Origin of the sequence: Laceyella tengchongensis (assembly GCF_900182735.1) — a bacterium.
In the GTDB taxonomy this organism is placed as follows: Bacteria; Bacillota; Bacilli; order Thermoactinomycetales; family Thermoactinomycetaceae; genus Laceyella; species Laceyella tengchongensis.
This window is the reverse complement of record NZ_FXTU01000005.1, coordinates 189,554-203,953: the sequence shown is the minus strand read 5'-3', so window position 1 is coordinate 203,953 and position 14,400 is coordinate 189,554. Positions and strand designations below refer to the sequence as shown.

Here is a 14,400-nt window from a genome sequence, read left to right as displayed (position 1 = left end):
TTCGATTCACCCTCTCTCATAAGTATGCAAAATATCAATTTACCTCGATCGCTTTGGCACCTTCTCTCTACAAACAACAAACACCCTGGCCAAGTGTACCCTTGGCCAGGGTGTTTGCTTCAATTACTGGTTTACCAGTTCTTTCAATTGTTTGCCTGGTTTAAAGGCTGGGACTTTGCTAGCTTCAATCGTAATTTCTTCTCCCGTTTGGGGATTGCGTCCTGTCCGCGCTGCCCGTTCACGCACTTCAAAATTGCCGAAGCCGATCAGGGTCACCTTCTCGCCTCCGCTCAGCGCTTCAGAGATCGTTTGAAAAACGCTGTCAATGATCAGGCCCGCTTCCTTCTTTGTTTTTCCCGTGCTTTCCGCCACACGTTCAATCAATTCAGTTTTGTTCATGTTCAACTCTCCTTCAATTTTGGTACTGTCTATGAAAATGCCTATCATAAGGTGTTGACGAGTTTGATCGTTTCTATACCTCTTTTATCTAGCAAACGTCACGGAACAGACTTTTTTCACGCCAGCCTGCCGCAACGGTTTCGCACACTCTCGCACGGTCGCCCCCGTCGTGTACACATCATCGACAATGAGAACAACCTGATTGGCCACATGCCTCTTCCACGCTCCGTCCGCGAGGATCACACTTCCTCCCAGCGCTAACAGCCGTTCTTCGCGCGTCCGCTTGCTCTGGTAAGCTGTATCCTTGTTTCGCACAAGCAAAGGGCACACGGGCAACCTCAATCTCCGTCCCACTTCATCCGCCAGCTTCTCCGCTTGATTAAATCCCCGCTGGATCAATCGCTCTTCATGAAGAGGCACAAACGTGACGAGTGAAATGTTTTCCCTGGCGTAATGCACCCGCGCCACTTCGGCCATCCACCGTCCCATCGGCGTCGCTAAGCCCTCTTTGCCGCGATATTTGAAGAGCCGCACCCACGCCGCCACTTGATCGGTGTAGGCAACGGGGCTTCGATTCATCACCCTTTCCTCTTCAGCAATCCGAACGCAATCGAAACAAACGCCCGTCGATGGCGCTTTATCAAACCCGCGGCCGCACACTTGGCAGATTGGCTCCTTGATTGGCTGCAACGATTCCAGGCAAACTGGACAAAGGCGCTTTTCCGGAGGCGCGAATAAACGAGCCTGCATCGGAGTGCCGCAAAACCAACAAGCGGATGAAGGCGGAAACAGAAACGACCACCACTCCTTCAATGTGAATACGCCTCTTTTTGGAGAAATCCTTCTTTTGCCGCCCAATGATTTAGCCGCTTGATCTCTTTTAGCGCCTTGATCTGAGCCTCGGTTCGTTCCTCCGCCACAAACCACACCTCGCCCTCTTGATAGTCAGCCCGTCTCCCCACCCGGCCCGCAATTTGCACCAAACCAGCTCGGTCAAACACGAGGTGGTCGGCGCCTAACACAAGCACATGCACGCGCGGCACAGTAACCCCGCGTTCCAAAATGGTCGTGGTGACCAGCCATTTGCGGCTACCATCCCTAAACCGTGCCACCTCTTCTTCCCGGTCGGGCTGCGCGGCGTAAACGCCGGCGATCTCTTCCTGCGGCCAGCCCAGCCCGATCAACCACGTCACTACGACCTTCACATCCTGTACGCGTGGCACGAACAACATCGCTTGCCCAGATCGCGCCTCCACCTGCTTCAAAAATCGTTCCACAACAGGGATTGGCCGGTTCCGCCTCAGCTTGCGCCACAATCCCCACACCACCGCCAACCGGGGTTCGGGGAGGGGAAAGCCGTGGTGGCGCGCCGGCAAAACGACACATGGCAACCGCCCTTGTTTCGCTAAACTTTGCCATCCGACCGGCGGCGTCGCCGTCAACAGCACTTGTTTGCCCGATGGGGCCAAGGCTCGGTGAAGCCCCTGTTCCAGCGCGTGGTGGCCGTACAACGGAAACGCATCGACTTCATCGACGACCATCCATTCAAACGCCTGTGCAAATCGCCACATCTGATGCGCTGTGGCGACAACCACTTCCCCGGTGAGCCAAGCATCAGCCGAACCGCCATGCAACGCCAAGACGCGAACCGAATTGAACGCTTGCCTGATGCGCGGCGCTAGCTCAAGCACCACATCTTTTCTGGGGGTCACCCATGCCACTTTCTTCCCTGCCCGCAAAGCTTCTTCCAACAACGGGAACATCATCTCCGTCTTGCCTGCTCCCGTCACCGCCCAGACAAGAACCTGCCGCGCCGAACCGCACAAGTGCCCCCTCAGCTCTGTCACCGCCCGCCGTTGGGCTATGGTCAGCGGATATCGGATCGCACCAATCTGCACTTCAGGCAATGACGGAACGGCGCCCGAAGCCCGCCCCTGTGTCTTCGTAAACAGAAAAAAAGGCGTGCAGGTTCGAGAGCGGCCCATGATCAGGCACGTTTCGCAGACGACGCAATGTTCTTGGCAACTGGCGCAAGTTCGAACCACCAGTGTGCTCCCACCTGCTCCACACCGTTCACATCGCCAATGCCAAGCTGGCCGGGCGCTGTCAACTCCCGGCCGCATATCGCATTCCCCCTTCAATATCAGCCATTGCAACACGCGCCGCAATCTTTCCGATGCGTCTGTTTGCCCATGTTTGAGCAACAACGCTTCGATCTCTTCCAACAGTAGAGCCCTGCCTGTCAAAAACGGTATCCACTTCTGTCCGGTCTGTTTCACTTCATCCCAATCCCCGTCAGTAAGCGCTGGTAGTGGTGCCAGCCCCGTTTCCATATGGCGCGGCAGGCTTCGTTTGCGGATGAAGGCGGCGGCCAGCCCAATCGAACAGGTTACGCCTAGCCAAGTGATCTGCCGGCCCTGCTCCCGCCAATGCCGCTCATCAACTTCAGGCGCTAGGCTCATTCGCCACTTCTCGTCGCCTGCCACCTGATAGAGGGCAATCTTCATCAGAACCTCCTTTGATTGGCATAATTTTACATTATTTTGCAAAAAACGGGCCATTTCCTTTTTTGCGCATTAAAAAACAGGCCGTATCGGCCTGTGCGCAGGTCATCCATATGACCCGAAAAATGAATCAAATCTCCCGTCTCTTGCCCTTTATACCAACCATCGCTTTGGCAAAGCTGCCGTCATGCTTCACGCCAAATGCCGTTCCGATTCATTGTCACCATTGGCTTCCATTTTGCGCAAATCAAGTACCACCAGCTTTTCCTTGCCCTGTTCCTGTGCCTGCAACCACTTTGAAATGGCCTCATCTGTCTGGTGCTCCTCGTCTATGTGCAAAACTTCCAGATGGGGAAAGCGATGTATCAACCGTTCGAGGATCGCCTTGGTGTCATCTGTGGAGCCCGTGTCGATGCAAGTGATCTTGCCCGGTTTGCCTTTGGCATCCTTCCAACCATGATATGACCGGATCATCCATTCAACCGCTTGCTGGCTGTTTTCCGTGATGAGCACAAGATGGACAGCCTTGTTATGATAAGTGTTTCCATAAAAGTTGGGAATCGTTTTGACCAAAAAAATGACAGCGAAACAAAGGGCTGCACTCCATAGAACCCAATGTTCCATCACATCGCCCCTCCTCTTCTGATCATTCTATGCGAGAAAGGCAGGGTTTGTGTGCATACCTACGACTAGGCTAAATCAGTTGTACCCATCCATACTTCAACGCAAGCAACACAGCTTGTGTGCGATCCTGGACGTTTAATTTGTAAAGGATGTTGCTGACATGGTTTTTTACTGTTTTTTCACTGATATACAAATGTTCACTGATCGCTCGATTATTTTTTCCCTGTGACATCAACCTCAAAACTTCCATTTCCCTATATGTCAACACTTCTTGCCATGAGAGTGGAGGAAGCGAAGCGTAGTGATAATACATCGCTCCCTCCATCCGGCTAAGGCGACGTAGCTCATTCACTAACCGTCCCATCATGATCGGATGGATGTAAACGCCTCCATGAGCGATAACGCGAATCGCTTCAATCAAGGAAGCCATCTTTAGATCCTTCAATAGATATCCTGACGCCCCAGAGCGAATCGTTTCTAGCGCATACGGGTCAGCGCGTTCAGACAAGATAAGGACTTTTGTGTGAGGAGCCATTTGACTCAGACGGTACGTCGTTTCCACCCCGTCAACGCGGGGCAAATGCAAATCCAACACCACGAGATGGGGTGCCGTGGTTCCACAGATCAAGGGGACATCGTAGCCATCCATGCATTCCCCAACCAACACCATGTCTTTCTCATTTTCCACCGCTTGCTTCAATGCTTGGCGGTACTCCGTATCCGCATCGGCAATGAATACGCGGATCGGCAATGACAGTTCTGTCTCGGGGCGATTCCCGTTGCCATGTCCAGTCTGTGGCTTCCTCTCTTGCAAAGGGCTCACTCCCTTCTCATAATATTCGCTCTTATTTAAATTTTATCATGAAAAGATGAAACTAGAAACTGCAAAGAAACCCTGATCAACCACAAACAAAGGAAATAGTGGATATAACAGCTTCCTCTTGCTTTCACTATACAAATGGAAATTCGGCCTTTCTGCCAGCACCCTGTTGTTTTTACAAAAAAAACAGCTGGACGCTGGCAACTGCGACATGCATTCGACGTCAAAGCTACCATAGGTGTCATCACGGGCTTTTCACCGATTGCATTTTTCAGCGCCATGTTATACTTTTAGCCTAGATGTAATTATTCTGAAATGGCGAGCAATCGTCAACCCTTACTGACAAAATCACCCGTCTAAACCTTTCCCTCATTTATTCATCTTCATGCACCCTTCGCCAAAAAACAAAATTTTCCAACCAGACTCAAAAATTGAAACCACTTATGCAGACAGGAGTGAATCCCCATGACCTCTCATCAAGTACATACTGTTTCTGCTGAGCCGCGCATTCACCGACGGAGATTTCTCAAGCTGTCCCTTGCCCTTGGCGCTCTCTGCCTCGGCGCGCCGCTTTATGCTGGCATCATTGAAGTGAGCTGGCTGGAAACAACCCGCCTCACTCTTCGCTCGCCGCGCCTGCCCACCTCATTTGACGGTATGCAGATTGCGCACATCAGCGACCTGCATTTTGGTCACCACTTCGACCTCTCCCAGTTGGACGCCATCATCGGGCGTGTAGAGGCACTTAAGCCAGATCTGCTCTGTTTCACTGGCGATCTGATCGACAATCGGCTGTCAAACACGGAAGCCAAGAGCATCGCCCGCCGACTTCAACAATGCAACCCGCCGCTCGGCAAGTTTGCCGTACTGGGAAACCATGATTACTTTGGGGACGTGGCGTTGGTCAAACAAACCCTTACCGATGGTGGCTTTCATGTGTTGATCAATCAAGTCTACCCACTGGTCAAAGGCTCGGACACCCTCTACCTGTCCGGATTGGATGACCATATGGAAGGACAACCCGACTTGGAAGCAGTGCTGGCCCAGTTGCCGAATGACCCCCATGCCTTCCACCTCCTCTTGGCCCATGAGCCCGACACAGCAACAACCCATCGCACAGCTCCCATCGATTTGCAATTGTCCGGACATAGCCATGGCGGGCAAATCCGTTTGCCTTTTTTGGGTGCGCCGATCACTCCTCCTGGAGGCCGACGTTACCCGGCTGGTCTCTACCGGCTTAATGAGCGGTTTGCCTTGTACACCAACCGCGGAATCGGTACCACCATCCTCCCCTTGCGGTTCTTGTGCCGGCCGGAGATCACCGTGCTTGAATTAAAAAGGGGATAATAAAGCAAACGAAAAAGCCCAATGTCAAAATGACATTGGGCTTTTCGATTCGCCTTACAGCACAGCTGCGGCGTCTGCTTTCAACGCTTCCGCTTTATCCGTTTTCTCCCATGGCAGTTCCACATCGGTGCGGCCAAAATGACCGTAAGCAGCCGTTTGGCGATAGATTGGACGGCGCAAATCCAGTTGACGAATAATTCCAGCTGGACGCAGATCAAAGTGCTTTTTCACCAGTTCCACCAATACCTCTTCGCTCAGTTTTCCTGTGCCAAAGGTTTCAACACGGATAGAAACAGGGCGGGCAACGCCAATCGCGTAAGCCAATTGCACTTCGCACTTATCAGCCAAACCGGCAGCCACGATGTTTTTGGCGACGTAACGCGCTGCATACGCGCCGGAACGGTCCACTTTGGTCGGGTCTTTTCCGGAGAAGGCCCCACCGCCGTGGCGAGCGTATCCACCATATGTGTCAACGATGATCTTGCGGCCTGTCAAGCCAGCATCCCCTTGCGGCCCACCGATAACAAACCGACCGGTGGGGTTGATGAAGAATTTAGTCGCTTCATCCATCATTTCCGCCGGCACGATTGGATTGATCACATGGGTTTGGATATCTTGTTTGATTTGATTCAAGCTGATTTCTTCCGCATGTTGTGTTGATACCACAACCGTATCAATGCGCACTGGCTTGTCATCTTCATACTCCACCGACACTTGGGTTTTTCCGTCCGGGCGCAGGTACGGCAGGGTGCCGTTCACACGGACTTCATGCAGGCGGCGAGCTAATTTATGTGCCAAAGAGATCGGCAACGGCATCAGTTCGTCCGTTTCATTGCAGGCGAAACCAAACATAAGACCTTGGTCACCGGCACCAATCGCTTCGATTTCGTCTTCGGTCATGGACCCTTCGCGTTTTTCCAACGCTCGGTCCACCCCTTGCGCAATGTCAGGGGATTGCTCGTCAATCGAGGTCAGCACCGCGCAAGTATCAGCGTCAAATCCGAATTTGGCACGGGTGTAACCGATATCGCGGATCGTTTGACGAACCAGCTTTGGAATGTCCACATAGCAAGATGTGGAGATTTCACCCGCTACCAGCACCAAACCGGTGGTCACGGATGTTTCGCATGCCACGCGGGCATTTGGGTCTTTTTCTAGAATCGCATCCAGAATGGAGTCGGAGATTTGGTCACAGATTTTATCCGGATGACCTACGGTTACCGACTCGGAAGTGAATATGCTGCGTTTTTTCTCTGCCATTGGTTTTCCCCCTTCGCGCAATCAGTCGCAAATAAAAAACCCTTTCCATCGAGGAAAGGTGCTATGTTCTCCTTTTAATAACATCCTCGAGACTTTGTGGAGCAAGTCTTCTGCCTTCATCTTCATCTAGTTATAAGGAGACGAGTTCTACATCATCAATAGAATAACCTAAAGGCCCCGCAATTACAACTAAGATCTATGGGAAAACAACACATTTATGTGCATCTCGTCGCCCCGTCCAGCACAAGGTGTACACAGGCCCTCGCCATGGCGCCGGGCAAGCGCATCACGGCCTGCGGTTGAGCGACCTATCAACCTTTTTTATTTTGCGGCGTGTACCGCATCACCACATGGTAGGGACGATCCGCTATATTGCCATCGTAATCGCTAATGCAGATCCGGTATCTTCCCGGACGCACCCGAACCCGAATTTCTTCATGCTCCCCTTCGTCCCCCTGGTCTTCTTGCACATCCATACGCCCCGCAAAAGGATGTTGCAATACGGGGTCAAACCGCGGAGTAAACGGCCGCACTTCGAGCGTGAGTCGACCTGGCTCGGCGATTCGCAATTCCAACCAATCCCGGTCGTTATGCCGATCCATGGTACCCTCAATGATCTGAATTCCCGGCCTGACAGAAATTACCGCTGCTTGGTCGGCATCATCATTGGGCTCCATCGCATCGGGACCGAGGCGAGCTTGGCTGGTCAAGCGATAATGCGCCTCCCTTTTATCCAGTCCTTCCACTCCGATCTGTACATGGCCCGCCCCCACCGGGAACCGCACGTCTCCTTGCCGGGAGATTCGCCTGCGGCTGAGCGTGCGCCCCCGCTCATCATACGCTTCTAGCAACAACTCGGAAGCCGGCCCTAGCACAGACACTTGCAGTTCCAACCATCCTTTTTCATGGATTGGTTGCTCAAATATATCCGGATCGCCGCGCCGGCTCACTCCGTACACTTCTAAGCCACTAGCGATGGGCTTAGCTTCATCCTTGCGGTCATTCGGCTCATAGGGATCCGGATGCAATGTCCCGCGAATCGCTTGAGCGGCATCTACCTGCCCGTAGCCCATCTGCTCATCCCAACGCCAAGCGGAAGAAGGAGTACGGCGGGCGGTCTGCATCAAGTGTCGCCTCACATCTGCCGGTGTGTATTCGGGATGCAATTGCCATACCAAGGCGGCGACGGCAGCCACTTGCGGAGCGGCAAACGAAGTTCCATTCTGCATGAGCGGATTTTCTTCGGGTGTCAAGCGAATATTTTCCCCCGGCGCGACCAAGTCAATTCCCGGCCCCCAATTGGACGTGGGATCATGCCGGCCGTCCTGGGTGGCAGCTCCTACCGCCAACACGGTGGGATAAGCCGCCGGAAAGTACAACGGGTGATCAAATGCCAGGCGCCCCTGTTCATCATACTTGGCGTTGCCCACCGCCGCTACGATCAACACACCTTGCTGCTCCGCCTCAGCGACAGCCTCAGCCAACGCTGGGTGGTGACGCCAACTCCCTTGAGCCAACACGATAATCCGGGCCTTACGTGAGATCGCCTCTCGGATGCCGGCAATGGTGCGGCTCATTTGGCCATCACTGCCATCTTCCATCACTTTGACCGGCATGATCCGGCCTTTTCCCATGGGCGTTCGCCATTGTCCCGCCCCCCACACAGAAGCGATTACTCCTGCCACTTTCGTTCCATGACCCATCCGGTCGTGAGGTGGTTCATCCGGGAAACGAAGATTGACTCCAGGTACCAAATAGGATCGCAACAGGGGATGCTGCAAGTCGACTCCTGTGTCCACGACCGCTACTACAAACGGGTCCGTCCCCAACGAACCACTTCGCCGCATGAACGCTTGCCATGCCTCCGGCGCTTTGATCTGATCCAGAAACGAAAGCCGAAACGCATCGGGTTCTTGCGCCGGCAACGGCTCTCGCTGACCTGCCTGCTCCCGCGCCCGTTCTGATCCGCCAGATGACACAGAGCCCATGACAAATACAATCGCAAAGATCGATCCCGCAAGCATTCGGACAAATATCATCGCTCTCACCAAAAAGTCCTATTATTTTCAAAAACAGCACCACAAATTGGGTGGAATATGTCGAATAAATCCGATAGAATAATTAATTGTAAACAGCTTTCATTATTGTTTTTCAGTTTGAATTTAATTGTTTGTAGTCTAGTAACATTCTAAATAGAAAGAAAAATATCCTTTTATTAAGAAAGACAGGAGAGGTCACTAAAACCAAACGGCAAGTGGGGATTCAAAGATGCAAAGAGTAAACGACAGCCGCATTGACCGTGTCAAACAAAAACGGCGCAAAAAATGGACATTCCGTATCATTTCCATCGTCACTGTCCTCGTGTTGGGATTCGGGCTGTACTTTGGTTCGCAAATTTGGGGCGTTTTCGCCAACAGTGGCAAAGAACTCAAAAAGTCCGACCTGCGCGATAAAGAAGTCGAAATCAAAAATGAACCGTTCACTGTGCTTTTGCTCGGAACCGACCAGCGGACAACGCGCCCCAATGATTGGCGGGCTGATGTCATGATCTTGGCCGCCATCAATCCCAAAACTAAAACGGCCAAAGTGGTAAGCGTTCCGCGCGACACCTATATCACCATCCCCAACTCCGGTGGTGTAAAAACGAAAATCAACGCGGCTGCTTACTATGGTCGCCAATCGGGTGTGGGCGATGTGGAAAACGTCCGCAAAACCCTAGAAGAATTGCTTCATGTGCCGATTGACTACTACGCACGCATCAATTTCCAAGGGTTCGAAGACATTGTAGATGCATTAGGCGGCATCCAAGTGACTCCCAAGTTCAAATTCACCCAAGCGATGATCGGTGGAGGCTACGCCAAGTTCTACCCAGGAAACACTTACACCCTCAATGGAAAAAAAGCACTGGCTTACGTGCGGGAACGGCATGAGGATCCCCGGGGCGATCTGGGGCGCAATGAACGGCAACGGGAAGTCGTCTCCCAACTGATCGACAAACTGGCCAGTTTCGACGGGGTAACAAAGTTTAGCGAAGTGTCGAAAGCGGTTGGCAAAAACTTCGAATACAGCTTCGATATCACCGATTTCCCAGCTCTGGTGAAGATTTACCAAGGGATTCCGAAACAGAACATCGAAACCATACAAATAAAAGTATTTGACGATAAAGTCCCTGGTTCCGGCGCAGTGTTGCGCATTCCTGAAGAAGAGAAACAACGGATCAGACAACTATTGCAAAAGCAATTGGAGTACAAGCCCAAAGAAGGGCAATTGAATAATGGGAACAGTGACGTTGACGGCACGGCAGACAGCGGGAGCGATGGCAACTAGGGAGGCCATCACTCCCTTTTCTTTTTCCATCCATATGCGGACAGCAACACAAATAGACGAAGCACGTTTACAAACCGCAAAACAAAGGGAATGATAACGATACGAAGGGATTTTAGTTCCGGCAGATTAGGCACAATATTCCGCCTTCTTTTATCTTATCCGAGACCCCCAGCTTCAGCAAATACCGCAAAGAGAGGTATGCGCCATGAACAAAGTGGATCAGCGCCGCGCCCAGCGCAAACGGCGCAAAAAATGGTTCAAATATTTGGCCGTAGCAGTCACCCTGTTGGTGTTTGGCTTCGGCATTTACTACGGATCACTGCTGTGGGGCGCCTTGGCCGACAGCAGCAACCGCTTGGATACCTCAGCCTTGCGGGACCAAGAAGTAAAAATCAAAGAAGACCCGTTCACCGTCTTATTGATCGGTACCGACCAACGCACCAACCGGCCCAATGATTTTAGGACCGATGTGCTGATGCTGGCCGCGATTAATCCGAAGACACAATCCGTACTGTTGGTCAGCATTCCCCGGGACGTCTATATGACCATCCCCAACTCCGGTGGTGTGAAAACACGCATCAACGCCGCCCCCTTCTACGGTCGGCAATCGGGGGTGGGCGTGGTGGAAAACACGCGGGAAGCCGTGCAAAATCTGCTTCACATTCCCGTCGATTATTATGCGATGATCAACTTTCAAGGGTTTGAAGACATTGTCGACTCCTTAGGCGGAATCGATGTCAACGTGAAGCAATCCTTCTCGCAAGCGATGATCGGCGGAGGCAAAGCGGTCTTCCAGCCGGGGATGATGCACCTCAACGGCAAACAGGCCCTCGCCTACGTACGCAATCGCAAAGACGTCGCCGGTGGGGACTTCGCCCGCAATGAACGCCAGCAAGAAGTCATCGGCCTGTTGCTGGACAAATTGGTCAGCTTCGACGGCATCAGCCAATTTTCAGAGATCACATCCACTCTTGGAAAAAATTTTCAACATGGGTTCCGGATGGACGATATCCCTGCCTTGATCAAAGTGTATCGTGAGATACCCAAACAAAACATCCATAGCATCCACATCAAAGTGGTCGACATCAAAGTCGGCAGCGCAGATATGCTTGACATCCCACAGCCTGAAAAAGAGCGGATTCGCAAAATGCTCCAGCAACAATTGGAATATCAACCGAAAGCGGAATGGCTCGACCAAACCGATGACAATCCCTCACCTGATGCAACAAATTAATCACAAGAATGTCAAATTTCTTCAACGCTCTGTCCATTGCGCCTGTAAAGAATTTCACTATAATCAAGTTATAATCTTTCCCCGTATCTAAATTCTCTGTATGCATTTTTATATATAAAATCTAAATACTAAAGTTACCAAGACTAATTCATTCATGTAAGGAGCAGACAATGTCATTTGATAAACAAACACCCCCTCCACACAACAACCGCAAGCGCCTAATTCAGCGCATCGCCATCCTTCTTCTGCTTATCGTGGTCGGTGTCGGAATATATTTTGGCACCCAACTTTGGGGCGTCTTCGCCAAAACCGGAAAACCATTGAAAAAATCCACTTGGCGGACGGAAAAAGTGGTCCTCGAGGAAAAAGACCCCTTCACTGTGTTGTTAATCGGTACGGACCAGCGTAGCACCGACCCTAACAATTGGCGTTCCGATGTCTTGATCTTGGCTGCTGTCAACCCCAAAACCAAGTCAATCAAATTGATTAGTATTCCCCGGGATTTCTATGTCAAGATCGCCAATACGGAAGTGAGAACCAAAATTAACGCCGCCGCAGCCTACGGTCGGATGAAAGGGATCGGCGAAGTAGAAAATATCAGACAAACAGTAGAAAATATTTTCCATGTTCCCATTGATTATTATGCCAAAGTAAACTTCCAAGGCTTTGAAGATCTTGTCGATGCTTTAGGCGGCGTCGATGTCAATGTGAAACAGCGATTCAAGCAGCGTGCAATCGGCGGGAAAATGATTGTTTTCGAACCAGGGCCGCGCCATTTGAACGGCTCTGAGGCCTTAGCATATGTGCGCAACCGCAAATCATTTGCCGAAGGAGATTTTGCCCGCAATGAACGCCAACGGGAGGTCATCTCGCAATTGATTGACAAAATGACCAGCATCGACGGCGTTACCAAGTTTAACGAAGTCACCAAGGCAGTGGGCAATAACTTTGACCATAGCTTCCATTTCAAAGAAATCCCTTCTCTAATTAAAACATATCGGGAAATTCCCAAAGAAAAAATTGAAACTGTCACCTTTGAAGCCTATCCTAAAATGTATGCCCGCTCCGGTTCGGTCGTCATCATTCCCAAAACGGAAATCCAACGGCTTAGCCAAATTCTGCATCAACAATTGGAGTACAAGCCTGATGACGACATGATCAACAAGACCGAAGGGGAAGAGATGGAACCTCCTGCTAATCGGTGACAAAGAGAAAGCGATGGCCGGCAATCCTGCAACCATCGCTTTCTCTTTGGCCTGTTCGCCCAATTCCCCTATAATAGGGTGGAAGGGTGTGATACGAACGATGAAACCAGACAGCTATCTGACCATTGCCCCTTATGGGGAAACAGAAATCATCATTCAGAAATCTCGCTTCATTTGTCGTGCTAAACATGTGGCAACCGAAGCGGAAGCCGTCCAATTCGTACAGGAAATTTCCAAGAAACATTGGGATGCGACCCATAATTGCTACGCTTATCACATCACAGAAACCACGCAGAAATCCTCCGATGACGGAGAGCCTGCCGGAACGGCGGGAAGACCCATCCTTGAAGTGATCCACGCCAAGCAGTGTTTGTATACCGCCGTCGTCGTCACCCGCTATTTTGGCGGAATCAAGCTTGGCGCAGGAGGATTGGTGCGCGCTTACAGCCAAGGAGCCGCGGCGGCAATTGAAGCGGCAGGGCTCGTCAAACGGATGATGCATCAACAAGTGGTAATCACATTTGATTATTCTTTCATGGGCAAAATGGAACATGAATTGCATCGAACCGGTTATTTGTTGGAAACGCCGTCCTTTGCCGACAAAGTGAGTTGGGCCGTTTGGACGCCACTAGGCGAAGAACAAAAACTGATTGAGCAAGTAACCAACTGGACCCACGGTCAGGCGGTACTATCGCTCGGTGAAGCCGAATATAAAGATGTACCTCTTTAAAGACCGTCTAAGTGGGGACATTATCGCGGATTCCGCTACCGGTTAAACAGTGAAGAGCCACACCCTGTAAATGGGGTGTGGCTCTTCCAGCTTTAAAACGCCGGCACGACAGACCCGTTGTACTTTTTGAGGATAAAGTCTTTTACCTTTTGCGAAGTGAGCACCTTCACCAATTTTTGAACGCGTGGATCATTTTCATTGCCTTTTTTCACTGCCAATACGTTGACGTACGGAGAATCTTTCCCTTCAATAAACAGAGCATCTTTCAACGGATTCAGTTTTGCTTGCAAGGCATAATTGGTGTTGATCACTGCAAAATCGACTTGATCCAGCATGCGTGGCAACGTCGCGGCTTCCAGCAACTTGAATTGCAGGTTTTTCGGATTTTCTTTGATGTTTTTCAGCGTTTTGTCACCTTCGCGATTGTCCAGCTTGATCAAATTGTTTTGATCCAACAGAAGCAAGACGCGTGTGATCTCACTGGTTGCGTTAGGTAGAGCGACCGTGGCTCCGTTTTTCAGTTCACTGATGTCTTTGATCTTGTTGGAATACGCGCCCATCGGCTCAATGTGAACCCCGGCCACTTTCACCAAGTGATACCCTTTTTCTTTGTTGGTGGCTTCCATCCAAGGGATGTGTTGAAAGAAATTGGCGTCGATCTGCCCTTCTTCCACACTTTTATTCGGCAACACATAATCTTGGAACGCTTGGATCTTCAACTCCACTCCCTGCTTTTCCAATTCCGGTTGAACAAACTTCAGAATTTCCTCATGCGGAATGGGCGACGCCCCCACCGTCAACACTGCCGATTCATCTTTCTTACCGCAACCCACGCCAAACGCGGCGACCAATGCGACCAAGCCCGTCGCAATCCATCTTTTCATTTTCATCATTGCCATCCTCCCATGCATCATTTTATTTAATAAAATCGATCAGAATAGGCGGATTAT

General features: G+C 51.1%; 13 protein-coding genes and 1 pseudogene. 5 read left to right on the top strand and 9 right to left on the bottom strand.

Going from position 1 to position 14,400, the window contains the following annotated elements; genetic code table 11:
- Positions 1-123: 123 nt before the first annotated feature.
- From QQZ12_RS11935 to QQZ12_RS11910, 6 genes and pseudogenes are all read right to left on the bottom strand, one after another.
- On the bottom strand, positions 124-399 hold the full coding sequence (locus QQZ12_RS11935; protein ID WP_022737438.1) for an HU family DNA-binding protein: 276 nt from the start codon (positions 397-399) through the stop codon (positions 124-126).
- Between the two features lie 84 nt (positions 400-483).
- Positions 484-978, bottom strand: coding sequence for a ComF family protein (locus tag QQZ12_RS11930; protein ID WP_154987927.1), 495 nt, complete (start codon positions 976-978; stop codon positions 484-486).
- An 84-nt stretch (positions 979-1,062) separates the two neighbouring features.
- Positions 1,063-1,149: pseudogene (locus QQZ12_RS17115) on the bottom strand (hypothetical protein); the annotation flags it as partial.
- Between the two features lie 59 nt (positions 1,150-1,208).
- Positions 1,209-2,906, bottom strand: a complete 1,698-nt coding sequence (locus QQZ12_RS11920; RefSeq protein ID WP_284724468.1) for an ATP-dependent helicase ComFA — start codon at positions 2,904-2,906, stop codon at positions 1,209-1,211.
- A 189-nt stretch (positions 2,907-3,095) separates the two neighbouring features.
- Entirely contained in the window at positions 3,096-3,527 is a 432-nt protein-coding gene (locus QQZ12_RS11915; RefSeq protein ID WP_102993605.1) for a hypothetical protein, read from the bottom strand.
- Between the two features lie 70 nt (positions 3,528-3,597).
- The gene (locus QQZ12_RS11910) at positions 3,598-4,341 is read right to left on the bottom strand and encodes a response regulator transcription factor (RefSeq protein ID WP_223247992.1); all 744 of its coding nucleotides are present in this window, start codon (positions 4,339-4,341) and stop codon (positions 3,598-3,600) included.
- Positions 4,342-4,812: 471 nt separating this feature from the next.
- On the opposite strand from QQZ12_RS11910, the gene QQZ12_RS11905 reads away from it, so the two are divergent.
- Positions 4,813-5,694 carry a metallophosphoesterase gene (locus QQZ12_RS11905; RefSeq protein ID WP_102993606.1) on the top strand — a complete coding sequence of 294 codons (882 nt, stop codon included), beginning with the start codon at positions 4,813-4,815 and terminating at the stop codon, positions 5,692-5,694.
- Between the two features lie 54 nt (positions 5,695-5,748).
- Here QQZ12_RS11905 and metK read toward each other — a convergent pair whose 3' ends face one another.
- Positions 5,749-6,954 carry a methionine adenosyltransferase gene (metK, locus tag QQZ12_RS11900; protein WP_102993607.1) on the bottom strand — a complete coding sequence of 402 codons (1,206 nt, stop codon included), beginning with the start codon at positions 6,952-6,954 and terminating at the stop codon, positions 5,749-5,751.
- 311 nt (positions 6,955-7,265) lie between these two features.
- Positions 7,266-8,993: a S8 family peptidase gene (locus QQZ12_RS11895; protein ID WP_284724467.1), complete on the bottom strand. Its 1,728-nt coding sequence runs from the start codon at positions 8,991-8,993 to the stop codon at positions 7,266-7,268.
- A 229-nt stretch (positions 8,994-9,222) separates the two neighbouring features.
- Between QQZ12_RS11895 and QQZ12_RS11890 the strand changes: the two genes are divergently transcribed.
- From QQZ12_RS11890 to QQZ12_RS11875, 4 genes are all read left to right on the top strand, one after another.
- Complete coding sequence (locus QQZ12_RS11890) at positions 9,223-10,281, top strand: LCP family protein (protein WP_102993609.1); 1,059 nt, start codon at positions 9,223-9,225, stop codon at positions 10,279-10,281.
- A 205-nt stretch (positions 10,282-10,486) separates the two neighbouring features.
- On the top strand, positions 10,487-11,515 hold the full coding sequence (locus QQZ12_RS11885) for an LCP family protein (protein ID WP_102993610.1): 1,029 nt from the start codon (positions 10,487-10,489) through the stop codon (positions 11,513-11,515).
- A gap of 170 nt (positions 11,516-11,685) precedes the next feature.
- Positions 11,686-12,720, top strand: a complete 1,035-nt coding sequence (locus tag QQZ12_RS11880; protein ID WP_284724466.1) for an LCP family protein — start codon at positions 11,686-11,688, stop codon at positions 12,718-12,720.
- Positions 12,721-12,820: 100 nt separating this feature from the next.
- Positions 12,821-13,450 (top strand): YigZ family protein, encoded by a 630-nt coding sequence (locus tag QQZ12_RS11875; RefSeq protein ID WP_102993612.1) that lies wholly within the window; start codon positions 12,821-12,823, stop codon positions 13,448-13,450.
- A 92-nt stretch (positions 13,451-13,542) separates the two neighbouring features.
- On the opposite strand, the gene QQZ12_RS11870 is transcribed toward QQZ12_RS11875, so the two are convergent.
- Complete coding sequence (locus QQZ12_RS11870; protein WP_102993925.1) at positions 13,543-14,334, bottom strand: MetQ/NlpA family ABC transporter substrate-binding protein; 792 nt, start codon at positions 14,332-14,334, stop codon at positions 13,543-13,545.
- Between the last annotated feature and the right edge of the window lie 66 nt (positions 14,335-14,400).